Genomic DNA, 21,569 nt, shown 5'->3' with positions numbered 1-21,569 from the left:
CAGCGGCCCGCGCGGGCGGACGGAATAGAGACGGGCGATGGCCAAGCAAGGCAATCAGGACAAGATCGCGGTGCTGGGTCTGGGCTATGTCGGACTGCCGCTTGCTGTGGCGCTGGCCCGAGCCGGCCACAACACGCTTGGCTTCGATACCGACAGCGCCCATATCGCGGCGCTGCGCCACGGCCAGGACCGCAACGGCGAGGTGTCGGAGACATCGCTGGCCGCGGCCGGGGCGCGGTTTTCCGACGATACCGCGGATCTGGCCGGGTGCACCGCCTTCATCGTCGCCGTGCCCACCCCCATCACCGATGCCAAGACCCCGGATCTGGAGCCGCTGCGCGCGGCCTGCCGGGCGATCGCGCCGCATCTTGTGCCCGGCGCGCTGGTGGTGGTGGAAAGCACCGTCTATCCCGGTGTGACCGAAGAGGTCTGCGGCCCGGTGCTGGCCGCCGGCAGCGGCCTGACCCTCTATCGGGACATCAAGCTTGCCTATTCGCCCGAGCGGGTGAACCCCGGCGACGCCGAACATTCGCTGGAGAACGTGGTCAAGATCATCTCGGCCCAGGACGACGAGACGCTCGACCGGGTGGCGGCGCTCTATGCGCCGGTGGTCCGGGGCGGGCTGCACCGGGCCGGCTCGATCATGACCGCCGAGGCCGCCAAGGTGATCGAGAATACCCAGCGCGATCTGAACATCGCGCTGGTGAACGAGTTTTCGCTGATCTTCTCGCGCCTCGGACTCGACACGCTGGAGGTGCTGGAAGCGGCAGGGACCAAGTGGAATTTCCTGCCCTTCAAACCCGGGCTGGTGGGCGGCCACTGCATCGGCGTCGATCCCTATTATCTGACCTACCGCGCCGAACAGCTTGGCTATCACCCCGAGGTGATCCTGGCCGGGCGCCGGATCAACGACCAGATGGGCAAGCACGTCACCCATGAATTGATCAAGGCGCTGCTGGCGCGCGGCGCCAATCTGGCGCAGGCGCGGGTGCTGGTGATGGGCTTCACCTTCAAGGAGAACTGCGCCGACACCCGCAACACCCGCGTCGCCGATATCGTGTCCGAGTTGGAGGCCTATTCGCTGCAACCGGACGTCTACGACCCCTGGGTCAATGCGCAATCGGTCGCGGAGGAGTACGGCATTTCCCCCGTGACGACCCCGGATTGCGGTGCCTATGATGCCGTCATCGTCGCCGTTGCGCACAGGGAGTTCGTCGAGATGGGCAGCGCGGCAATTCGAGCCTTGGGCAAACCGGGCGCGGTTCTGTATGATATCAAGGGTATTTTCGGCAAATCGGGCGCGGACCTGAGGCTTTGACAGCATGATGAGCGGCATGACATTCCAGAGCCAGGCGCAGCGCACCGACCGTGCGCCGCGTGTCATGCTCTACAGTCATGACACCTACGGGCTGGGCCATCTGCGCCGCTCGCGCGCGCTGGCCGGCGCGATCACCCGGGCAAATCCCGCCGCCTCGGCGCTGATCCTGACCGGCTCGCCGGTCGCCGGGCGTTTTGCCTTTCCGCGCCGCGTCGATCATATCCGCCTGCCCGGCGTGACCAAGCGCAGCGACGGATCCTATGTCGCCCAGACCCTGGGCATGGACATCGAAGAGATCACCGAATTGCGCGCGGCGCTGATCGAAACCTCGGCGCGCCAGTACGATCCCGACATCCTGATCGTCGACAAGGAACCCTCGGGCTTTCGCGGCGAGCTGCTGCCGACGCTGGACTGCCTGCAGACGGCGGGCCGCGCGCGGCTGGTGCTGGGGCTGCGCGACGTGCTCGACGACCCCGAATTGCTGGCCGCCGAATGGGCGCGCAAGGGCGCGGTCGAGGCCATGCGGACCTATTACGACGAGATCTGGGTTTATGGGCAGCGCGATTTCTACGATCCGGTGGCCGGACTCGACCTCGGCCCCGAGGTGCGCGCGCGGATGCACTGGACCGGCTATCTGCGGCGCGAGCTTGGCCCCTCCGGCCCGCCGCCCGAGGAAGGCCCCTATATCCTGATCACGCCCGGCGGCGGCGGTGACGGCGAATTCATGGTCGACCTCGTGCTCTCGGCCTATGAGCGCGACGCGACCCTGGCGCCGCGGGCGGTGATCGTCTACGGCCCGTTCCTGTCGGGCGAAACCCGCGCCGATTTCGAGGCGCGCGTGGCGCGGCTGAAGGGGCGGGTGAGCACGGTGGGCTTCGAATCGCAGATCGAGTCGCTCTTTGCCCTTGCCCGGGGCGTGGTCTGCATGGGCGGCTACAACACTTTTTGCGAGGTGCTGTCCTTTGACCAGCGCGCGGTGATCGTGCCGCGCACCCTGCCAAGACTGGAACAGTGGATCCGCGCCAGCCGCGCCGAGGAGCTGGGTCTGGTGCGGATGCTGGAGAACGGCCGCGACGGGCTGACGCCCGAGGCGATGATCCGCGCCATCCGCGACCTGCCGAACCAGCCGCTGCCGTCACAGGCGATGCACGAGGGGCTTCTGGGCGGGCTCGACTACGTGACCGGGCGTGTCGCCGTACTTCTGGCCGAACGGCGCGGACAGGCCGCGGAATGAGCGCCGCGCCATCGCTGGCGGTGCTGGTGAAAGGCTGGCCGCGGCTGTCGGAAACCTTCATCGCGCAGGAGCTTGTCGCGCTGGAACAGGCCGGACTGCATTTCGACATCTGGTCGCTGCGTCACCCCACCGACACCAAGCGCCACCCGCTGCATGACCGGCTTCGGGGAAAGGTGCATTACCTGCCCGAATACCTGTTCGACGAACCCGCGCGGCTCAATCGCGCCCGCACCGCCGCCCGCGCCCTGCCGGGCTACGCCGAGGCCTACAAGGTCTGGCGCGCCGATCTGCGCCGCGACGGCACCCGCAACCGGGTGCGCCGGTTCGGTCAGGCCTGCGTGCTGGCGACCGAACTGCCGCAGGAGACCCGCGGGCTCTATTCCCATTTCCTGCACACGCCCTCCTCCGTCGCGCGCTATGCCGCGATCATGCGCGGCCTGCCGTGGAGCTTTGCCGCCCACGCCAAGGACATCTGGACCTCGCCCGAGTGGGAAAAGCGCGAAAAACTCGCCGGCCCCCATGCGGCCGTGTTCGGCGCCACCTGCACCGCCTATGGTGCCCGCCACCTGCGCGAGCTGGCCGACGATCCGGCCCGCGTCGACCTGATTTATCACGGGCTGGACCTCGGCCGGTTTCCTGCCCCGCCCGCGCGCCCGCCGCGCGCGCCGGGCGATCCGCTGCACATGCTCTCCGTCGGACGGCTGGTGGAGAAAAAGGGGTTCGACCGGCTGATCGCCGCGCTGGCGCTTCTGCCCGAGGATCTGAACTGGCGCTGGACCCATATCGGCGGCGGCACCCTGCACGGCGCGCTGGAGGCACAGGCGCAGGCGGCGGGCATCGCCGCACGGATCGACTGGCGCGGGCCCTGCGACCAGCCCGAGGTGATCGCCGCGATGCGCGCCGCCGACCTTTTCGTGCTGCCCAGCCGGATCGCTGCGGACGGCGACCGCGACGGGCTGCCCAATGTGCTGATGGAGGCGGCCTCGCAACTGCTGCCGATCATCTCCACCGCCGTGGCGGCGATCCCGGAATTCATCGAGAGCGGCACCCATGGCCTGCTGGCCGGGGACGATCCCGAAGAGCTCTCCGCCGCCATCGAAACCCTCGCCCGCGACCCGGCCCGGGCACGGGCCATGGCCGAGGCGGCGCGCGCCCGGCTGATCGACGACTTCGCCATGCAGCCCGGCATCGACCGCCTCGCCGCCCGGCTGCGCACCATGCTGGGCGATCCAGCCCCATGACCCGCATCGCCTTTTATGCGCCGATGAAACCGCCCGGGGATCCGATCCCCTCGGGCGACCGGGAAATGGCGCGCAACCTGATCGCGGCCATCGGCGCGACAGGCGCAGACGTCGAGGTGGTCTCGGAGCTGAAGCTGCACGAAAAGGCCGGTGATCCAGCCCGGCAGGCAGAGCTGCGGCGGGCGGCGGCGGTAGAGGTGGCGCGGCTGACAGGAACCCTCGCGGGCCGGGATATTGCCCTTTGGGTCACCTATCACAACTACTACAAGGCGCCCGACCTGATCGGCCCCGCAACCTGCGCCGCGCTGGGTCTGCCCTACGTTCAGATTGAATCCACCCGCGCCAGGAAACGGCTGACCGGTCCCTGGACCGATTTCGCCCGCGCCGCCGAGGCCGCCTGCGATGCCGCGCGGGTCATCTTCTACCTCACCGCCAACGACCTGATCACGCTGGACCGGCACAAGGCGCCCGGCCAGCGGCTGATCCACCTGCCGCCTTTCCTGCCCGCCGAGACCCTGCCGCCCGCCGCCGATTGCAGTGGCCCGATGTTGACCGCCGGGATGATGCGGGCGGGCGACAAGCTCGCCTCTTACGAAATCCTGGCGCAGACGCTGGCGCATCTGACCGGCGACTGGCGGCTCGATATCGCGGGCGACGGCCCGGCGCGGGCCGAGGTCGAGGCGCTGATGGCCCCCTTTGGCGCCCGCGTCCGTTTCCTCGGCCAGCTCGACCGCGCCGCGCTGGCGCGGGCCTACCAGCGCGCGTCCCTGTTTGTCTGGCCCGGCGTCAACGAGGCCTTCGGCATGGTCTATCTTGAGGCGCAGGCGGCGGGCCTTCCGGTGGTGGCGCAGGACCGCCCCGGCGTCCGCGACGTGCTGCTGCCGGGTGACTACCCCGCCCCCGAGGACGGCGCGCCGGCGCTCGCCGCCCAAATCTCCACCCTGCTCGCCGACCCCGGGCTGCGACGGGACTGCGGCGCGCAAGGGCGCACGATGATCGCCCGCGCCCATCTGCGCGCCGCCGCGACCGAACGGTTCTGGTCCGCCGTCGCGCCGCTGCTGGAGAGCGCCGCATGATCCGCCTCGCCCTGCTGCGCCACGGCCACACCGAATGGAACCGCATGGGCCGCATTCAGGGCGCCAGCGACATCCCGCTCGACGATGCCGCCCGCGCCGAGCTTTCCGCCCAGCGCCTGCCCACCCCCTGGGACGCGGCCGAGCTGTGGTCAAGTCCGCTCAAACGCGCCGCCGAAACCGCCAAACTGGTGGCCGGCCGCGCCCCCCGCACCGCGCCCGAGCTGACCGAGATGAACTGGGGCGTGTGGGAGGGCAAGCGCGGCCTCGACCTGCTCGCCACGCCCGGCAGCGGCTTTCGTCATATCGAGGACTGGGGCTGGGATTACCGCCCGCCCGGCGGCGAAAGCCCGGGCGAGGTCTGGACCCGGCTGCGCCGCTGGCTCGCCCGCCGCGACCGCGATGCACTCGCCGTCTGCCACATCGGCATCATGCGGGTGCTGCTGGCCCGCGCTTACGGCTGGGATTTCGACGGCCCCGCCCCCTTCAGGATCAAGCGCAACCGGCTCTATGTCCTGATGATCGACGGCGAGACCCTGATGCCGGAGGGCGAGCCGATCCGCCTGCTCCCGGCGGGGGAGGCGGCATGAAGGCGATGATCGTGGTCACCCACTTGCTCGGCACCGGCCACCTGAGCCGGGCGCTGACGCTGGCCCATGCCTTCGACGCCGCCGGGCATGAGGTGCTGGTCGTCTCCGGCGGCCGCCCAGCGCCGCATCTGGACGCCGGTCACCTCGGCTGGCTGCAACTGCCCCCGCTGGCCTCGGACGGGGTGGATTTCGCCCGATTGCTGGACGACCACGGGCAGGCGGCCGGCGCGGGCTACCTGGAGGCCCGCATGGTGGCCCTGCGCCACGCGCTGACCGAGTTCGCCCCCGACATCCTGATCACCGAGCTTTACCCCTTTGGCCGCCGGGCGCTGGCGGGCGAGTTCCTGTCGCTGCTGGAGGCCGCGCAGGACCAGCGCCGCCGCCCGGTGGTGCTGTCCTCGATCCGCGACATCCTGGCGCCGCCGTCGAAACCGGCCAAGGCGCAGCGCACCGAAGAGATCGTGATGCGGTACTATGACGCCGTTCTGGTCCACTCCGACGACCACGCGACCCGGCTGGAGCAGAGCTGGCCCGTCACCCCCGCGCTGGCGGAAAAGCTGCGGTATACCGGCTATGTTGCCCCCCCTGCCCCCGCGCCGCATCCCCAGGGTCTGGGCGCGGACGAGGTGCTGGTCAGCGCCGGCGGCGGCGCCGTCGGCGGGCCGCTCTACCGCGCCGCGTTGACGGCCGCCGCCCTGCGCCCCGCCCTGCGCTGGCGTCTGCTGGTGGGCGGCAACGATCCCGCCCTGCTGGCTGATTTGCAGGCCCAGGCCCCCGCCAACGCTGCCGTCGAACCGGCCCGCCCCGATTTCCGCCGGACGCTGCCGCGCGCCGCCGCCTCGGTCAGCATGTGCGGCTACAACACCGCGATGGACCTGCTGCAGGCCGGCACCCCCGCCGTGCTGATCCCCTTCGACGCCGGCAAGGAGGTGGAACAGGGCCTGCGCGCGACCAGCCTTGCCGGCCTTCCCGCAATCGAGGTGCTGCGCAGCGGCGATCTGACCGCCGAGGCGCTGGCCGGGGCGCTCGACCGGGTTCTCGCCGCCGGCCCCCGCCGGGGCAGCGGTTTGAGGTTTGACGGCGCGGCGCAATCCGTGGCAATCGCCACAGACATGGCAAAGGCACGCATATGACCTGGGACTGGACCCCGCTCGACCGGGAGTTTGACCGCTGGCGACAGGCGGGAATGACGCTGCCGCTGTGGTGGCGCGACGACGACGCCATCGCCCCCAGTGCCGCGCTGGACGAACTCACCGCGCTGGCTGATGAGGTGGCCTTGCCGGTGCATCTGGCGGTGATCCCCGCCGCTGCCGACCCGGCGCTGGCCGGGGCGGTCAGGGCGCACCCGGGGCTGATCCCGGTGGTCCACGGCTGGGCGCATCGGAACCACGCCCCCGAGGGCGCGAAAAAGGCCGAGTTCGGCGCCCACCGCCCGCTGCCCGTGATGGCGAAAGAGGCGCGCGACGGGCTTGCCCGGCTGCGCGCGCTGTTCGGCCCGGCGTTGCGGCCGGTCTTCGTGCCGCCCTGGAACCGGATCGCGCCGGAGCTGCTGCCGGCGCTGCCGGGGCTGGGCTATGCCGCAATCTCGACCTTCACGCCGCGAAAATCGGCACAGGCCGCGCCAGGACTGGTGCAGGTGAACACCCATCTCGACCCGATCGACTGGCACGGCAGCCGTTCCCTCACCGATCCCGCCGCGCTGATCGCGCAACTGGCCGCCCAGCTCGCCGACCGGCGCGAGGGACACACCGACAACGGCGAACCCTATGGCCTGCTGACCCATCACCTGGTTCATGACGCGGCGATCTGGGCGTTCACCCGCGCCCTGCTGGGCCGGTTGCGCGCCGGGCCGGTCACCCCCTGGACAGCCTCAAGCGAACCGAAGGACACCCCATGAGCCGACTGGATTCCATGCTGCGCCGCCTTGCCGCCCAGCGCGACGGGCTGAACTGGGCGGCCGAACAGATCGCCGTCCTGCCCGGCGACGTGGTCGATCTGGGCCTCGGCAACGGCCGCACCTATGACCATCTGCGCGAGATCCTGCCGGACCGGCGCATCTGGGTGGTCGACCGGGTGCTGCAATGCCACCCCTCCTGCACCCCGCCAGAGGCGGATTTCCTGCAGGGCGAGGCCGAACCGATGCTGCGCAAACTGGCGCAAACCGGCGCCCGCATCGCGCTGGCGCACTACGATTTCGGCTTTGGCATCAAGGAAAAGGACGTGGCAGAGGCCGCCCGCCTGTCGCCGCTGATCGCCGCCGTGATGCAGCCCGGCGGGCTGATCGTCTCGGGCCAGCCGCTGGTCGGCTTCGAGCAGCTCACCGGGCCGGACACCATCGCGCCCGACCGCTACCTGTTCTACCGCGCCTGAGCTTGGCAACACCCGCCCGCGGCGCGGGCCTCCGGCGGCCGTCGTTGAAAAGAGAAGACGCGGCAGGCAGAGCGTGCCGCCCGCCGGGCGGCCTCAGGCCACCCGCTGCCCCTTCGACCAGACCCCGGTCAGCGCCGGCACGTCGCCGCGCAGGCGAAACCGGACCAGATCAGCGCGCCTGCCCAGTTCCAGCGTGCCGCGATCGCCCAGCCCCACCGCCTGCGCCGGCGCCTGTGTCACCGTGGACAGCCCGCGCGCCATATCGCCCCACAGCTGGCCCAGACGCACCGCCGCGAACAGCAGCGCCGACGGCACGTAATCCGACGACACAATGTCGAGCAGATCAAGCTCCGCCAGCTCCGCCGCCGCGACGTTGCCCGAGTGCGAGCCACCCCGCACCAGATTCGGCGCCCCCATCATCACCGCGATGCCGTGGTCGCGGCAGGCGCGCGCGGCCTCGACCGTGGTGGGAAACTCCGCCAGGCGGATGCCGTAACCCGCCGAGGTTCCGACCTGCGCCTCGGTGGTGTCGTCATGGCTGGCCAGCACCGCGCCAAAGCGCCGCGCCTCGGCGACCGCGCCGTGTTCGTGGGTGTCGCCGACCTTGTCGCGCAGCGCCCTGAGCTGGGCGACATGCTGAAGGAAATCGTCATCGCTCATCGCGTGCTTTCCCTTCATGTAGGCCTCCAGCTTGGAGATGTCGCGGAACTGCCGTTGGCCGGGGGTGTGGTCCATCAGGCTGACCAATCCGACCCGGTCGTCCGCGCCGAACTCGGCCAGCTCCTCCAGCAGGGTTTCCGAGCAGACCTCGGCGCGCAGGTGCAGGAAATGGCTGATTTTCAGCGCCTCGGCGGCGCGCAACTCCAGCAGTTCGCTGGCCAGCCCGCGCGCATATTTCAGATAGCGCCCCTTGCCGCTCGGGATCGAGCCCACCCGCAGCGCATCGAACACGGTGGTGATGCCGGTGCCGGCCAGCTCGGCGTCATGGGCGATCAGCGCGGCGGCATGCGGCCAGTCGACCTTGGGGCGCGGCTGGATGTGCCGTTCCAGATTGTCGGTGTGCAGCTCGATCAGCCCCGGCGCGATATAGTCGCCGCCGCAGTCCACCGCGCCGCGCGGCACGGCGCTGCCGCTTTCGATCGCGGCAATGGTTCCGTCGACCACCCGGAGGCTTCCCATCCGGGTTTCGCCGGGCAGGACCAGGGTGGCATTGGCAAGGCATAATTCTTCTGTCATCTGAGCATCGCATGATTTGAGGAACGGAACAGCCAGCCGAGGCCGACATGGAATTTCAGCGCTACGCCATCTATTATGCCCCGCCCGCCGAGGCGGCATGGGGACGCTTTGCCACCGGCTGGCTGGGCTGGGACATGGAGGCCGGGGCAGAGGTGCCGCACCCGGCGGTTGCCGGCCTGCCGCTGCCGGTGGAGGAGATCACCGCGACCCCACGCAAATACGGGGCGCACGCCACCCTCAAGCCGCCGTTCCGGCTGGCCGAGGGGAAAACCCGCGCCCAGCTGGAGGTGGCCTGCGCCGACCTCTGCGCCATGCTCGCGCCGCTGCGCCTCGACGGGCTGGCGCTGGCGCGTCTGGGCCGGTTCCTGGCGCTGCGCCCGCTGGGCGGGACCGAGGCGCTCAACGCATTGGCCGCGCGCGCGGTCGAGGCGCTGGACCCTTTCCGCGCCCCGGCGTCCGAGGCCGAGCTGGCCCGCCGCCGCGCCGCCGGCCTGAGCCCGGCGCAGGAGGAGAATCTGGCACGCTGGGGCTATCCTTACGTGATGGGCGAGTTCCGCTTTCACATCACCCTGTCGGGCAAGCTTGCCAAGCCCGCGCTCGGCACGGTCGAGGCGGCGCTGGCGCGCGACCTGGGGCCGCTGTTGCCGGTCCCCTTCGGGATCGACGATCTGGCGCTGATGGGCGAGGATGCGGCGGGGCGTTTTCATCTGATCCACCGCTACACGCTTTCCGGCTGAAGCCGGGCCAGGACGGTGTCGACCGTGGTGGCCAGCGGGCCGCTGTTGTCCACCTCGATCACCCGGCGCAGCCCCTCGGGCAGCGGCGTCGTGGCACGGTCGAGGCGCCGCGCGCGCTCGGCCGCATCCTCGCGCCCGCGCGCGGCGAGACGGCCCGCCAGCACCTCCGGCGCGGCGGTGAGCGACAGAACGATCAGATCGCCGAACCGTTCCTGCGTCTCCCCCAGCACCGCGCGGGAAAGGTTCACCAGCACCGCCCGCGCGCCCCGGCGCAGATTGTACAGTTCGGACGGGATTCCATACGACAGCCCATGCGCCTGCCAGCTCAGCGCGAAATCGCCGGCCGCCTGCATCCGCGCAAAGACCTCCGGCGTGACGCCGGTGAACTCCTCGCCGCCCGCATCCGCGGGCCGGGTGATCACCCGGCGCTGAATGCGAAACCCCGGATCGCGGTCGGCCAGCGCCTGCATCACGCTGTCCTTGCCGACGCCAGAGGGGCCGACGACAGCGATGATCGGCGCGAGGGAGGCCGGATCGCTCATGCCGCCGCCTGCGGGGTGAACACGGACACGTCTTCTTCCCGGTCGCAGACCCGCGCGCGCGCCTCGGCGTCGTGAAAGATGCCGACGATCGCCGCGCCGCGCGCCTTGGCGGCCTCGATCAGCTCCAGCACCACGGCGCGATTCACCGGATCGAGGCTGGCGGTAGGCTCGTCCAGCAGCAGCGCGGGGTAGTCATGGGCAAAGCCGCGGGCGATATTGACCCGCTGCTGCTCGCCGCCGGAGAAAGTGGTCGGGCTCAAGGGCCACAGCCGCTCCGGGATGTTCAGCCGCGCCAGCAGCTCCGCCGCCCGCGCCCGCGCGCTCTCCTCTGCCACACCCAGCGCCAGCAAGGGTTCGGCCACCACATCCAGCGTCGGCACCCGCGGCACCACGCGCAGGAACTGGCTGACATAGCCCAGCACCTCGCGGCGCAGCGCGATGATCTCGCGCGGCTCGGCGCTGGCCACGTCGGTGCCGCCGACCATGATCCGGCCGGCATTGGCGCGGTAATTGCCGTAGATCATGCGCATGAGCGTGGATTTCCCCGCGCCCGAGGCGCCGGTCAGCGCCACGCATTCGCCCGGCGCGACGCTGAGGTCGGCGCCCGCCATCACCGGGATCACCGCGCCGCCCTGATTGTGCAAAACGAAACTCTTGGCCACGCCGGACAGCTCAATCATCGGCATCTTCTTCTGTGCTGAAATACTCATATCCCGCCCCTCACACCTGCAACACCGACGAAACCAGCAACTGGGTATAGGCATGCTGCGGATCGTCCAGAACCTGATCGGTCAGGCCGCTTTCCACCACGTGGCCGTCCTTCATCACCATCAGCCGGTCGGCCAGAAGCCGCACCACGGCGAGGTCATGGGTGACGATCAGCGCGCTCAGCCCCATCTGCCGCACCAGCCCGCGCAACAGGTCCAGAAGCCGCGCCTGAACGCTGACGTCGAGGCCGCCGGTGGGCTCGTCCATGAAAACCAGACGCGGTTCGGTCACCAGGTTACGGGCGATCTGCAGCCGCTGCTGCATCCCCCCCGAGAACGCGCTGGGGCGATCGTCCACCCGGTTCTCGGCGATCTCGACCCGGTCGAGCCAGTCGACCGCACGGTCGCGGATATCGCCGTAATGGCGCGCGCCCACGGCCATCAGCCGCTCGCCGATATTGCCGCCGGCGCTGACGTTCATGCGCAGCCCGTCGCGGGCGTGCTGGTGGACAAAGGCCCAGTCGGTGCGCCCCAGCATCCGGCGCGCGGGTTCCGACATGGTGACGGTATCCACCGGCCCGTCCGCACGAGTGTCGAAGATCACCTGCCCGGCATCGGGGGCCAGATGCCCCGCCAGACAGTTGAGCAGCGTCGACTTGCCCGAGCCGCTTTCGCCGACGATGCCCATCACCTCGCCGGGGTAGAGATCGAAATTCACATCCGCGCAGCCGATCCGCGCGCCGTAGCGCTTTTCGATGCCCTTCACTTGCAGCAGCGGCGTCATTGGTTTTCCTCCCGACAGAGGGTTTCATCGCCCGGAATTTTCAAAAATTCCGGGGAAAATTCTTCGAAGAATTTTTCAGTACCATGCATCACGCCGCCTCCTCGCCCAAACGGCCCACATGGCCGGCCTCGCGCCGCGCGCGGCAGTAATCGGTGTCGGAGCAGACGAACATCCGGTTGCCGGCATCGTCGAGGATCACCTCGTCGAGATAGCTGTCCTCGGCGTCGCAGAGATCGCAGGCATGATCCGCCTTGGTCGCCTCGAAGGGGTAATCCTCGAAATCGAGGCTCACCACCGGGGTCCAGGGCGGCACCGCATAGATGCGCTGTTCGCGCCCCGCGCCAAAGAGCTGGATCGCCGCCATTTCCAGTTTCGGGTTGTCGAACTTCGGGATCGGCGAGGGGTCCATCACGTAGCGGTCCGACACCTTCACCGGATAGGCGTAGGAGGTGGCGATGGCGCCATGCTGGCTGATGTCCTCGTAAAGCTTCACATGCATCAGCCCGTATTCCTGAAGGGCGTGCATCTTGCGCGTCTCGGTCTCGCGCGGCTCGAGGAACCTGAGCGGCTCGGGGATCGGCACCTGATAGACCAGGATCTGATCCTCGGTCAGCGCGGCCTCGGGGATGCGGTGGCGGGTCTGGATGACGCTGGCCTTTTCCGTCTCTTCGGTCACCGCGACCCGGGCGGTCTTTTCAAAGAACTTGCGGATCGACACCGCGTTGGTGGTGTCGTCGGAGCCCTGGTCGATCACCTTGAAGGTATCTTCGGGCGTCAGCGTCGCCGCCGAGACCTGCACGCCGCCGGTGCCCCAGCCATAGGGCATCGGCATCTCGCGGCTGGCGAAAGTCACCTGATAGCCCGGCACCGCCAACCCCTTGAGGATCGCCCGGCGGATCATCCGCTTGGTCTGTTCGTCCAGATAGGCGAAGTTGTAGTCAGACATGGCTGGTCCTTTCAGCCCGCGAGTTTTCGTTCAATTGGCTCACTTGTTCCCCGGCGCGCATCACTCCGCCGCCTCCCGGACCTCTTCCACCCCAGCCTCCCGGCGCAATTTCCGCACCAGCTCCAGCTCGGACTGGAAATCGACGTAGTGGGGCAGCTTGATATGCTCCAGAAACCCGGTCGCCTGAATGTTGTCGGAATGGGACAGCACGAATTCCTCGTCCTGCGCCGCGGCGCCCAGATCGTCCTCGCCCAGCTCGCGCCAGCGCAGCGCCCGGTCGACCAGCGCCATCGAGATCGCCTTGCGCTCGGTCTGACCGAACACCAGCCCGTAGCCGCGGGTGAACTGCGGCGGCTCGGTCTTGGAGCCGGCGAACTGGTTCACCGTCTCGCATTCGGTCAGCTCGACCTCGCCGATCTCGATGGCGAAGCCCAGTTCGGGGATTTCCATCTCGACCGCCACGGTGCCGATGCGCAACTCGCCGACAAAGGCGTGGTTGCGCGCATAGCCCCGCTGGGTCGAATAGGCGAGGCCGAGAACAAAGCCCTCGTCGCCGCGCGTCAGCGATTGCAGGCGGATGTCGCGGCCCGACGGATAGGACATCGGCTGGCGCGTCAGATCGCCCGGCGTGGCCTCACTTTCCGGCTCGCGCTGGATGATATCCTCGCCCTGCAGGAACTCGGTGATATGCGGCGTCGGCTCATGGCGCGGCTCGGCGGTGGGCGCCTCCGGCACCTCGCCCTCGGCGGTCAGTTTGAAATCCAGCAGACGGTGAGTGTAATCGAAGGTCGGGCCCAGCACCTGCCCGCCCGGCGCATCCTTGAAGGTGGCCGAGATGCGCCGGTCGCAGGCCATCTTGCCGGTCTCCACCGGATTGGTGGCGCCGAAGCGCGGCAGGGTGGTGCGATAGGCGCGGATCAGAAAGATCGCCTCGATCAGATCGCCGCGCGCCTGCTTGATCGCCAGCGCCGCCAGATCGGGGTCATAGAGCGACCCCTCGGCCATCACCCGGTTCACCGCCAGCGAGAGCTGCTCGCGGATCTGCGCGACCGCCAGCTCGGCGACCGAGGTATCGCCGCGGCGCTCCTCGGCCAGCCAAGCGTGGGCGTTCTCGATGGCGCGTTCGCCGCCCTTGACTGCAACATACATCGCCTAGCCCTCCGAAATCGCGGTGCTGCGCGGCAGCGCGGCCACCTTGCCGCCGCAGGTGAAGAAGAAATCGAGCCCCAACGGATAGAGCATCGCATTGCCCGCCAGCGCCGCCGCATCGGGCAGCGACAGCGTGGCGCTGTCCTTGATCCCCGGTCCCCGCAAAGTGGCACCCGCCTGCTCCAGTGCGTCCATCTCGACGATCAGCGTGGCAGAGCGGTCGGGGTATTCCGACGTGCCGATACGGTACGGGTCGAGCGGCATCAGCTCCGCCCAGGTACCAACCGCGAAATCGGCCTCCGCCGCCGCCACCACCGGCGCGCCGGTATGAAAGGCGAGCCAGCCGCGCAGCTCGGGCGTGTCGCAGGCCCCGGCGAGATAGACGCCGGTCTCGGGATCGCAAAGCGTCAGCAGCAGCGTGCCTGCCGCAGCGGACAGCGGCGCAGGCGGTTGGGCGGAGTCCAGATCGCGGATCTCGCCCGGTTTGGCCATCACGTTCATTGCCGCGCGAAAGGCGCGGGCCGAGTCGACCGCCGGATCGGCAAAGCCGCCGCCATAGGCCCTGTTCAGCGATACGCTCATCCGTCCTCTCCCCGCACCAATGTGAAGAAATCGACCTTGGTCGCCGCCGCCCTGGCCGCGCGGTCCTCGCGCGTGGTCGCCATCGCCTCGGCCAGAGGGTCGAGAATGGCTCGGCGCACCGCGCTCGCGGCCCCGGTCTGCATCAGCGCGTCGATCAGCGCGGCGGCCTCTGCCCTGGCCTTGCTGCGCCCCTGAACATAGCCGTGTCCCACCGTGCCATCCTGTAGCGTCAGCGCGCAGCGGGTCACCGTCATCTCGCCCAGATTGAAGGGCGCGCCGGTGCCGCCCATGCGGCCCCGCACCATCACTGCCCCGGTTTCCGGCCGGCGCAGCCAGTCGAAGGACGGGCTCGCGCCGTAGCCCGACCAGAGCGCCAGCAGCAGCGTTTCCGGCGCTCGGGCCAGAAGGCTCATCCACCCGCGCCGCGCCTGTTGCCCGGCGCCGGTTTCAGCCCCGGTTTCGGTTTCGATCTCGGCTTCGGTGCCATTTTTTTTCTGTATCGCCATGAATGCCTCTTGGCCGGGTTGTCTATGTTCACTATACAACTATACAAATATTATCCCGCCCATCCCTCGGGCGCAATCCACCGCGTTGTGAAGATTTAATGACATGGCCCGCACCCCACTCTGGAAATCCATCGCCATCGCCTTGACCGCCGATATCGCCGAGGCCCGCTATGCCACCGGCGACCGGCTGCCGACCGAGGCGCAGCTGGCGGCGAAATTCGGCGTCAACCGGCATACGGTGCGCCGGGCGCTGGCGGAAATGGCCGATCAGGGGCTGGTGCATGCGCGCCGCGGCGCCGGGGTGTTCGTCGCCGCCCGCCCCACCGACTACCCGATCGGGCGGCGGGTCAGATTCCATGGCAATGTCGCCGCCGGCGGTCAATTGCCCGCCAAAAAGCTGCTGTCGCTGGATGCCCGCGCCGCCGACGCGCGCGAGGCCGATGCGCTGGCGCTCGCTCCGGGTGATCCGGTGCTGGTCTACGACGGGCTGTCGCTGGCCGATGGCGCGCCCATCGCGCTGTTCCGCAGCACCTTTCCCGGCGAGCGGTTTCCGGGCCTGCGGGACGCGCTGAGCGAGACCCGCTCTGTCACCGAGGCGCTGGCCCGTTGCGGGGTCGCGGACTACACGCGGCAGCAGACCCGGATCACCGCGAAACAGGCCAATGCGACCCAGGCCCTGCACCTGCGGGTGGCCGAGGGAGCCCCGATCCTGCGCACCGTCGGAGTTAATGTCGACGCCGACGGCGCGCCGGTGGAATATGGCCGCACCTGGTTCGCGGGCGACCGGGTCACCCTGACCGTGGACGGTGCCTGAGGGCGCCTGAGGGCGGCCGCGCCTACCCGCCGAAGCCCGTTTTCAGGATCACCGGCACGACGATCTCTTCCTCGTCCTCCAGATGCCGGTGCAGCATCCGCCCGAATCCGTCCAGATGATCGGCCAGACGTCCCGGCGCACCGCCCGCCAACGCCGCGTTCGCGGCCGTTGCCATGTCATTCAACAGCCCGTCCAGAGCCTGGTGGTCGGCGTCAAGCAGGTCGAAACCGGCCCCGATCCGCGGATCGAACCGCGCGAGAAGAGGGAAATAATGCTGATCCTCAATCTGGTGATGACCGTGCAGCTCGTTCACCAGCAGCCCGCCTAACCGCGACAGCCGCGGCGCATAGACCTCGAACGGGATCTGGCCGTCGATCAACGCCTGCACATCCGCCTCCAGCGTCGCCAGCAGGCGGCGGAACAGGAGATGACGCTCCAGCCAGAACGCGACAAGGCCGCCGAAATCGGGATGCGCCTGCCAGGCGTCGCGCGGGATCTCCTCGACCAGAACCCGCAGCGCCTCGGGCAGGCCGGACCGGGCATGAAGTGAAAGGTCGGGATCGGACATGAACCAGAGGTAGATCCGTGCCGCCCGCCGGGCAAGCCCTCGATCAGGCGTATTTCTCCAGAAACGCCTCGGCGCTCATCTCCCGGAAATCGGGCAGCGCGGCGCGCAGCCGATCGTGGCTCCAGTCCCACCAGGCCAGCTCGATCAGCCGCTCGGCGATTTTAGGCGGCTGGCGGCGGCGCATCGGTTTGGCAGGCAGGCCGGCGACGATGGTATAGGGCTCCACATCCTTGGTCACCACCGCGCCCGAGGCCACAACGGCGCCGTCGCCCACCGTCACCTCGGGCTTAATGATGCAATTGTGGCCCAGCCAGGTGTCATGGCCGATGGTGGCCCGGCGCGACTTGCGATGCGCGAAAAAGCCCTCATCGAATTCCGTATTGTCCCAGTAATCCGCCGAGCGATACAGGAAATGATGCAGGCTGGCGGTGTGCAGCGGATGATCGGTCGGCCCGATCCTCGTGTAGCTGGCGATATTGGCGAACTTGCCGATGGTCGCATTGGCGATATCGGTCGAGCGGTCGGTATAGGAGTAATCCAGAAACTCCGAATTCTGCACCCGGCTGCCGCGGCCCAGCTCGCAATAGGCGCCGAAGGTGGTGTTCACCACCTCGCAATCGGGATGGATAACGGGGTCCGTGGGGCTGAGGCGCGGCATCAGGGAAGCCTTTCGACTTGTCTATGAATTTCATACAACTAGACAAATCATATCCACCCGCGCCGCCGACGGCAATTTCTTTGCCGTGAACATTTTGTGACGCGCATAACGAAAAAGCAGGGCAAACCCCTGCTTCTTCTCGGCCCAAATACTCCCGCCGGCGGCGGAAGACGGCCGCCTCAGTGCCCGCTCTCACTGCCGGCGATCAGCTTGCGCCGCAGCCAGCCCGAGAACCAGTCCATCACCATCACCATCAGGATGATCAGCACGATGTAATAGGCGACCTCTTCCCAGTCCTTCTGGGTGATGATCGCCTGGGTCAGCAGCAGGCCGATGCCGCCGCCGGTGATCGCGCCGATGATGGTGGCGCTGCGGGTGTTGGATTCGAGGAAATAGAGCAGCTGGCTCAGCAGCACCGGGGTCACCTGCGGGATCACGCCAAAGCGATACCGCTGGATCGGTTTCGCCCCGGTGGAGGCGACGCCCTCGATCTGCTTTTCGTCGATGTTCTCCAGAGCCTCGGAAAAGATCTTGCCGAAGGTGCCGGTATCGGTGACCAGGATCGCCAGCGCGCCGGTCAGCGGCCCGGGGCCAAAGGCGCGGGCCAGCACGATGGTCCAGATCAGCGCATCGACACCGCGCAGGAAATCGAACAGCCGGCGCATGGCAAACCGAACGCTGCGCAGCGGCGTAAAATTCCGCGAGGCCAGAAACGCCACCGGCAGCGCCACCAGACCCGCACCCATGGTGCCCAGGAACGCCATCAGGATGGTCTCGAACAGGGCCCAGGCCACGTCCCGATGCCGCCACATGGCGTTGTTCCAGAAATCCGACCAGATCGCACCGGCCTCGCCCGAGAACGCATGGCGCAGCAGCGGGACGGGCCCCATCCCGTGATACGGGCTGTCGAGGGTGAACCAGAACAGTTCCCAGCCGGTGAAATAGCGGAACACCTCGGCGCGGTTGCGGGTCACGGTCAGCCGTCCGGCGTCGGTCTTGATCGCCAGACGATTCCTGGACTGGTTGATCCAGTCGGGCACGGCGCCAGACCGCAGTTCGGCCTCCACACCGGCGCTGCGGCTGGGGGTGGCGCGAACCAGACCATAACCAGGAATGTCATATTCCACAATTTCGGGGCCGAACCGTACGATATGACCGTTCCCGAGGTCGATCACCGTGGTCTCGCCCAGCGCCACCCAGTCGGGGCCGGTGCCCTCGGGGTAGCTGCCCTTGCGCTCTCCCTCGATGGCGACGCTGACCACGCCGTTGCGGTTGTCGCGGGTGACATGGGTCTTGTAGCTGTAGCTGTCGGCGACCAACGTGCGGGCATTCTCCAGGCTGGCGCGCTCATACAGGCCAGGCACGTCGAAGGCGAAGATCACGTAAGCGAGATAGGTCAGCACCAGAATCGGCAGGCCGAAATTCATCAGCCGCTTGCGGGCGAACAGGCGGTCGGCCTGCGCCTTGAGCCCCTCGGCGCCGGGATCTGTTGCGAATACGGTCATGTCCGGGCTCCATGGGTCAGGCGGTCGCGCAGGCGGCCGGAGAGCTGATCGACGATCACGATGGTCAGGAACAGCAGGATGAAGATCGCCGCCGCCTCGTCATAACGCCCCTGCCCCCAGGACATGGAGTTGCGCAGCTCGTATCCGATGCCGCCGGCGCCGACAAAGCCGAGGATGGCCGAGGCGCGGATATTGATCTCGAACCGCAGCAGCGCATAGCTGACATAGTTGGGGCCGACCTGTGGGATCACGCCCAGGTACATCCGCTGGGTCCAGTTCGCGCCGACCGACTGCAACCCCTCGACGGGCTTGAGCGAGGCGTTCTCGTTCACCTCGGAAAACAGCTTGCCCAGCGCGCCCGAGGTGTGAATGGCGATGGCGATCATCGCCGGCACCGGGCCGCCGCCCAGCACGAAGATCAGCACCAGCGCGATGACGATCTCCGGAACCGCGCGCGAGATGTCCATCAGGCGGCGGAACACCGGGATCAGCATGGGCCAGCGCGCCAGGCCGCGGGTCGAGAGCAGTGACAGCACCGTGCCCAGCAACGCCCCGATCAGGGTCGAGGCGGCGGCGATGTTCAACGTCTCGACCAGCGCGGGAAAGAAGTGAACGATGTGACCGGGCAGTTGCGCGGCCTTTTCGGCGGCCTCGCTCAGCACCTCGGCGGGGTAATCGAAGACATGGGCGATCCCGTCGCGGAAATTCCCGGCGTTGCGGTCGTCGGCGGTGCGGAACCCGGCAGCCATCAGGGCCACGAAGAGGATCAGCAGCAACCCGCCATAGACGCGCTTGCGCCGCGTCATCTCGATGTAGGCGCTGCGAATGTCCGAAACCCCTGCGGGATCGGCGGTGAGATCGGCCATTTGGGTGCCCCCGGTTCGGTAAACGGGGCCCGGCATAATGCCGGGCCCCGCAGAAAGGATGGTCTGGATCAGTTGGACTTCAGCCGGCGCGCCTCGATGATCACCTCATAGGCGTCGTGGGTGATCGGCATGAAGCCCTTGGCCTCGCCCGCCGCCACACCATAGAAGCACTCCGCGTCCATCGACTTCAGCGAGGCCATCAGGCCGGTCATCTTGACCTTCACGTCCTCGGGCAGCGCCTTGCGCAGCACCACCGGACCCTCCGGGATCGGCTTGGATTTCCATATCTGCACCAGGTCGTTCATGTCGACCAGACCCGCGTCCACGGCCTTGCGCAACGCACCGGAGTTATAGCCGTCTTCCCAGTTGCCCAGGCCGTCGGCCCAGGTCACGCCGGCATCGACGTCGCCGTTGTTGACCGCGACGATGGTCTGCTCGTGACCGCCGGTGAACTTCACTTCCCCAAAGTAATCGCCCGAGGTCATGGTGGCGCCGATGGCCTGCGGGATCTCGATCGACGGGATCAGAAAGCCGCTGGTCGAATTCGGATCGCCAAAGCCGAACACCTTGCCCTTCACATCTTCCAGCGAGGTGATGCCGCTGTCCTTGCGGGCGAAGCCCAGCGAGTAATAGCCGTAGCTGCCGTCGGTGTTGACCTTGACCAGAACCGGCTCGACCGCTTCGGGATCCGACAGCCAGGTCTTGGCATAGCCCGAGGCGCCCAGCCAGGCCATGTCGATGGTGCCGCCCAGCAGGCCCTGGATCACACCGTTGTAATCGGCCGGGGCGAACAGCTTGGTCTCGACGCCCAGCAGCTCCTCGGTCTTGGCGCGCAGGCATTCGTTATTGTTCATGCGGTCCTGAGCGTTCTCGCCGCCCAGGATGCCGATGCGGAATTCGCTGATGCCCTCGGCAAAGGCCGGGGCGGTCAGGGCGGTGGTCGCCACGATGGCGGCAAGCAGGTTCTTCATCTTGGTGTCTCCAGGTTGTTGGACCCGGCCCCCATCGGCCCGGGCGTGGAAATTCGCAGGTCAGATCAGCGCCTCGGCCTCGCGCAGCGCGCCACGCGCCGGAGCGTCCAGCGCCGCGATCTCGGTCGAGGTCGCCGACTCGGAAAAACTGGCATCGGCGCCGTAGATTTCGCGCGCCACACCGGTTGTCAGCTGTTCTGGCAGCCCGTCGAACACGATGCGCCCGTCGCGCATGCCGACCACCCGGTCGCAATAGCGCCGGGCGGTATCTAGCGTGTGCAGGTTGCAGATGACGGTGCGGCCGTCCTCCTCGTGGATGCGGCGCAGCGCCTCCATCACGGTCTGGGCGTTCATCGGATCGAGGCTGGCAATCGGTTCGTCGGCGAGGATGATCCGGGGATCCTGCATCAGCGCGCGGGCGATGGCGACGCGCTGCTGTTGCCCGCCCGAGAGCGCCTCGGCCCGTTTCGGGGCATGCGCGGCGATGCCCAGCCGGTCGAGGATGTCGATGGCCCGATGGATGTCCCCGGTCGGGAAAAGGTTGAACATGGTGGCCAGCGTCGAGCGGCGGTTGAGCGTGCCGTGCAGCACGTTCGAGACCACGTCCATGCGCGGCACCAGGTTGAACTGCTGAAAGATCATCGCGCAGTCGGACTGCCAGGCGCGCCGGGCCTTGCCGGTCAGGCCGGTCACATCGCGGCCCTCGAACAGGATCCGCCCCCCGGTCGCGTCGGCCAGCCGGTTGATCATCCGCAACAGCGTGGACTTTCCCGCACCCGACCGCCCGATGATGCCGACCATAGCCGGTTTGTCGATATGCAGGTTCGCCGCGTCCACCGCGGTATTTTCGCCGAACCGTTTGGTCAGTTTCTCGATACGCAGCACGGGCCACCCCTTTTCATCTCCGGGTCCGCCTATCGCGCCTGTCCAAAGGGTATGTGTCAGGGGGATGAAAGTTTCATGACGCGGCGGACCGGCCATTCGCGCCCCTGCGGGTCGATTCGCCCCTACCGTCCGAGGCGCAGGCGGCCTATATGCAGGTCAGGCCAAGTGGAGATGCATGAGATGAGCTTCGACCGTTCCATCAAGATCGCGCCGTCGATCCTGTCCGCCGATTTCGCCAACTTCGGGCAGGAGATCCGCGCCATCGAGGATCAGGGCGCCGACTGGGT

General features: G+C 68.2%; 24 protein-coding genes and 1 pseudogene. 11 read left to right on the top strand and 14 right to left on the bottom strand.

The window, feature by feature from the left end:
* Positions 1-37: 37 nt before the first annotated feature.
* From E1832_RS05945 to E1832_RS05910, 8 genes are read left to right on the top strand one after another with little or no spacing between them, the layout of a single operon-like run.
* Positions 38-1,318 carry a nucleotide sugar dehydrogenase gene (locus E1832_RS05945; protein ID WP_133358817.1) on the top strand — a complete coding sequence of 427 codons (1,281 nt, stop codon included), beginning with the start codon at positions 38-40 and terminating at the stop codon, positions 1,316-1,318.
* Positions 1,319-1,334: 16 nt separating this feature from the next.
* Positions 1,335-2,552, top strand: a complete 1,218-nt coding sequence (locus E1832_RS05940; RefSeq protein WP_133358869.1) for a glycosyltransferase family protein — start codon at positions 1,335-1,337, stop codon at positions 2,550-2,552.
* A complete protein-coding gene (locus E1832_RS05935) occupies positions 2,549-3,793 on the top strand; it encodes a glycosyltransferase family 4 protein (RefSeq protein ID WP_133358816.1) in 1,245 nt (414 codons plus the stop codon). Before E1832_RS05940 ends, E1832_RS05935 begins: the two co-directional genes overlap by 4 nt.
* On the top strand, positions 3,790-4,869 hold the full coding sequence (locus E1832_RS05930) for a glycosyltransferase family 4 protein (RefSeq protein WP_133358815.1): 1,080 nt from the start codon (positions 3,790-3,792) through the stop codon (positions 4,867-4,869). The genes E1832_RS05935 and E1832_RS05930 overlap by 4 nt, the downstream gene beginning before the upstream one ends.
* The gene (locus tag E1832_RS05925; RefSeq protein ID WP_133358814.1) at positions 4,866-5,456 is read left to right on the top strand and encodes a histidine phosphatase family protein; all 591 of its coding nucleotides are present in this window, start codon (positions 4,866-4,868) and stop codon (positions 5,454-5,456) included. The genes E1832_RS05930 and E1832_RS05925 overlap by 4 nt, the downstream gene beginning before the upstream one ends.
* A complete protein-coding gene (locus tag E1832_RS05920; protein ID WP_133358813.1) occupies positions 5,453-6,589 on the top strand; it encodes a glycosyltransferase family protein in 1,137 nt (378 codons plus the stop codon). Before E1832_RS05925 ends, E1832_RS05920 begins: the two co-directional genes overlap by 4 nt.
* The gene (locus tag E1832_RS05915) at positions 6,586-7,353 is read left to right on the top strand and encodes a polysaccharide deacetylase family protein (RefSeq protein ID WP_133358812.1); all 768 of its coding nucleotides are present in this window, start codon (positions 6,586-6,588) and stop codon (positions 7,351-7,353) included. Before E1832_RS05920 ends, E1832_RS05915 begins: the two co-directional genes overlap by 4 nt.
* Positions 7,350-7,826, top strand: coding sequence for a class I SAM-dependent methyltransferase (locus E1832_RS05910; RefSeq protein WP_133358811.1), 477 nt, complete (start codon positions 7,350-7,352; stop codon positions 7,824-7,826). The genes E1832_RS05915 and E1832_RS05910 overlap by 4 nt, the downstream gene beginning before the upstream one ends.
* 93 nt (positions 7,827-7,919) lie before the next feature.
* Here E1832_RS05910 and E1832_RS05905 read toward each other — a convergent pair whose 3' ends face one another.
* Positions 7,920-9,062 carry an alpha-D-ribose 1-methylphosphonate 5-triphosphate diphosphatase gene (locus E1832_RS05905; protein ID WP_133358810.1) on the bottom strand — a complete coding sequence of 381 codons (1,143 nt, stop codon included), beginning with the start codon at positions 9,060-9,062 and terminating at the stop codon, positions 7,920-7,922.
* A 47-nt stretch (positions 9,063-9,109) separates the two neighbouring features.
* Between E1832_RS05905 and E1832_RS05900 the strand changes: the two genes are divergently transcribed.
* On the top strand, positions 9,110-9,799 hold the full coding sequence (locus E1832_RS05900; protein ID WP_133358809.1) for a DUF1045 domain-containing protein: 690 nt from the start codon (positions 9,110-9,112) through the stop codon (positions 9,797-9,799).
* Here E1832_RS05900 and phnN read toward each other — a convergent pair.
* The 7 genes from phnN to phnG all read right to left on the bottom strand — a co-directional run bounded on the left by phnN (position 9,781) and on the right by phnG (position 15,015).
* Positions 9,781-10,341, bottom strand: coding sequence for a phosphonate metabolism protein/1,5-bisphosphokinase (PRPP-forming) PhnN (phnN, locus tag E1832_RS05895; protein WP_133358808.1), 561 nt, complete (start codon positions 10,339-10,341; stop codon positions 9,781-9,783). The two genes, E1832_RS05900 and phnN, sit on opposite strands and share 19 nt — an antisense overlap.
* The gene (phnL, locus tag E1832_RS05890) at positions 10,338-11,021 is read right to left on the bottom strand and encodes a phosphonate C-P lyase system protein PhnL (protein ID WP_133358868.1); all 684 of its coding nucleotides are present in this window, start codon (positions 11,019-11,021) and stop codon (positions 10,338-10,340) included. Before phnL ends, phnN begins: the two co-directional genes overlap by 4 nt.
* A 40-nt stretch (positions 11,022-11,061) precedes the next feature.
* Positions 11,062-11,832 carry a phosphonate C-P lyase system protein PhnK gene (gene phnK, locus E1832_RS05885; RefSeq protein ID WP_133358807.1) on the bottom strand — a complete coding sequence of 257 codons (771 nt, stop codon included), beginning with the start codon at positions 11,830-11,832 and terminating at the stop codon, positions 11,062-11,064.
* A gap of 88 nt (positions 11,833-11,920) precedes the next feature.
* A complete protein-coding gene (locus tag E1832_RS05880; RefSeq protein WP_133358806.1) occupies positions 11,921-12,778 on the bottom strand; it encodes an alpha-D-ribose 1-methylphosphonate 5-phosphate C-P-lyase PhnJ in 858 nt (285 codons plus the stop codon).
* A 60-nt stretch (positions 12,779-12,838) separates the two neighbouring features.
* A complete protein-coding gene (locus E1832_RS05875; RefSeq protein WP_133358805.1) occupies positions 12,839-13,927 on the bottom strand; it encodes a carbon-phosphorus lyase complex subunit in 1,089 nt (362 codons plus the stop codon).
* A 3-nt stretch (positions 13,928-13,930) separates the two neighbouring features.
* Positions 13,931-14,509, bottom strand: coding sequence for a phosphonate C-P lyase system protein PhnH (gene phnH, locus E1832_RS05870; RefSeq protein ID WP_133358804.1), 579 nt, complete (start codon positions 14,507-14,509; stop codon positions 13,931-13,933).
* Complete coding sequence (gene phnG / locus E1832_RS05865) at positions 14,506-15,015, bottom strand: phosphonate C-P lyase system protein PhnG (RefSeq protein WP_133358803.1); 510 nt, start codon at positions 15,013-15,015, stop codon at positions 14,506-14,508. The genes phnH and phnG overlap by 4 nt, the downstream gene beginning before the upstream one ends.
* Before the next feature lie 103 nt (positions 15,016-15,118).
* Between phnG and phnF the strand changes: the two genes are divergently transcribed.
* Positions 15,119-15,829: a phosphonate metabolism transcriptional regulator PhnF gene (phnF, locus tag E1832_RS05860; protein ID WP_133358802.1), complete on the top strand. Its 711-nt coding sequence runs from the start codon at positions 15,119-15,121 to the stop codon at positions 15,827-15,829.
* Positions 15,830-15,851: 22 nt separating this feature from the next.
* Here phnF and E1832_RS05855 read toward each other — a convergent pair whose 3' ends face one another.
* The 6 genes from E1832_RS05855 to phnC all read right to left on the bottom strand — a co-directional run bounded on the left by E1832_RS05855 (position 15,852) and on the right by phnC (position 21,282).
* Entirely contained in the window at positions 15,852-16,397 is a 546-nt protein-coding gene (locus tag E1832_RS05855) for a hemerythrin domain-containing protein (protein ID WP_133358801.1), read from the bottom strand.
* Between the two features lie 43 nt (positions 16,398-16,440).
* Positions 16,441-17,055, bottom strand: coding sequence for a DapH/DapD/GlmU-related protein (locus E1832_RS05850; RefSeq protein ID WP_133358800.1), 615 nt, complete (start codon positions 17,053-17,055; stop codon positions 16,441-16,443).
* Positions 17,056-17,234: 179 nt separating this feature from the next.
* Positions 17,235-18,560, bottom strand: coding sequence for a phosphonate ABC transporter, permease protein PhnE (gene phnE / locus E1832_RS05845; RefSeq protein ID WP_133358799.1), 1,326 nt, complete (start codon positions 18,558-18,560; stop codon positions 17,235-17,237).
* The gene (gene phnE / locus E1832_RS05840; RefSeq protein ID WP_133358798.1) at positions 18,557-19,426 is read right to left on the bottom strand and encodes a phosphonate ABC transporter, permease protein PhnE; all 870 of its coding nucleotides are present in this window, start codon (positions 19,424-19,426) and stop codon (positions 18,557-18,559) included. Before phnE (E1832_RS05840) ends, phnE (E1832_RS05845) begins: the two co-directional genes overlap by 4 nt.
* Positions 19,427-19,494: 68 nt before the next feature.
* Complete coding sequence (gene phnD, locus E1832_RS05835) at positions 19,495-20,397, bottom strand: phosphonate ABC transporter substrate-binding protein (protein WP_133358797.1); 903 nt, start codon at positions 20,395-20,397, stop codon at positions 19,495-19,497.
* A 60-nt stretch (positions 20,398-20,457) separates the two neighbouring features.
* On the bottom strand, positions 20,458-21,282 hold the full coding sequence (phnC, locus tag E1832_RS05830; protein ID WP_133358796.1) for a phosphonate ABC transporter ATP-binding protein: 825 nt from the start codon (positions 21,280-21,282) through the stop codon (positions 20,458-20,460).
* Between the two features lie 180 nt (positions 21,283-21,462).
* Between phnC and E1832_RS22870 the strand changes: the two are divergent.
* Positions 21,463-21,569: pseudogene (locus tag E1832_RS22870) on the top strand (ribulose-phosphate 3-epimerase); the annotation flags it as partial.

The sequence above is a fragment of the Antarcticimicrobium luteum genome, from assembly GCF_004358185.1.
Classification (GTDB): domain Bacteria; phylum Pseudomonadota; class Alphaproteobacteria; order Rhodobacterales; family Rhodobacteraceae; genus Antarcticimicrobium; species Antarcticimicrobium luteum.
The sequence above is the reverse complement of the archived record's forward strand: the minus strand, read 5'-3'. Positions and strand labels throughout refer to the sequence as shown.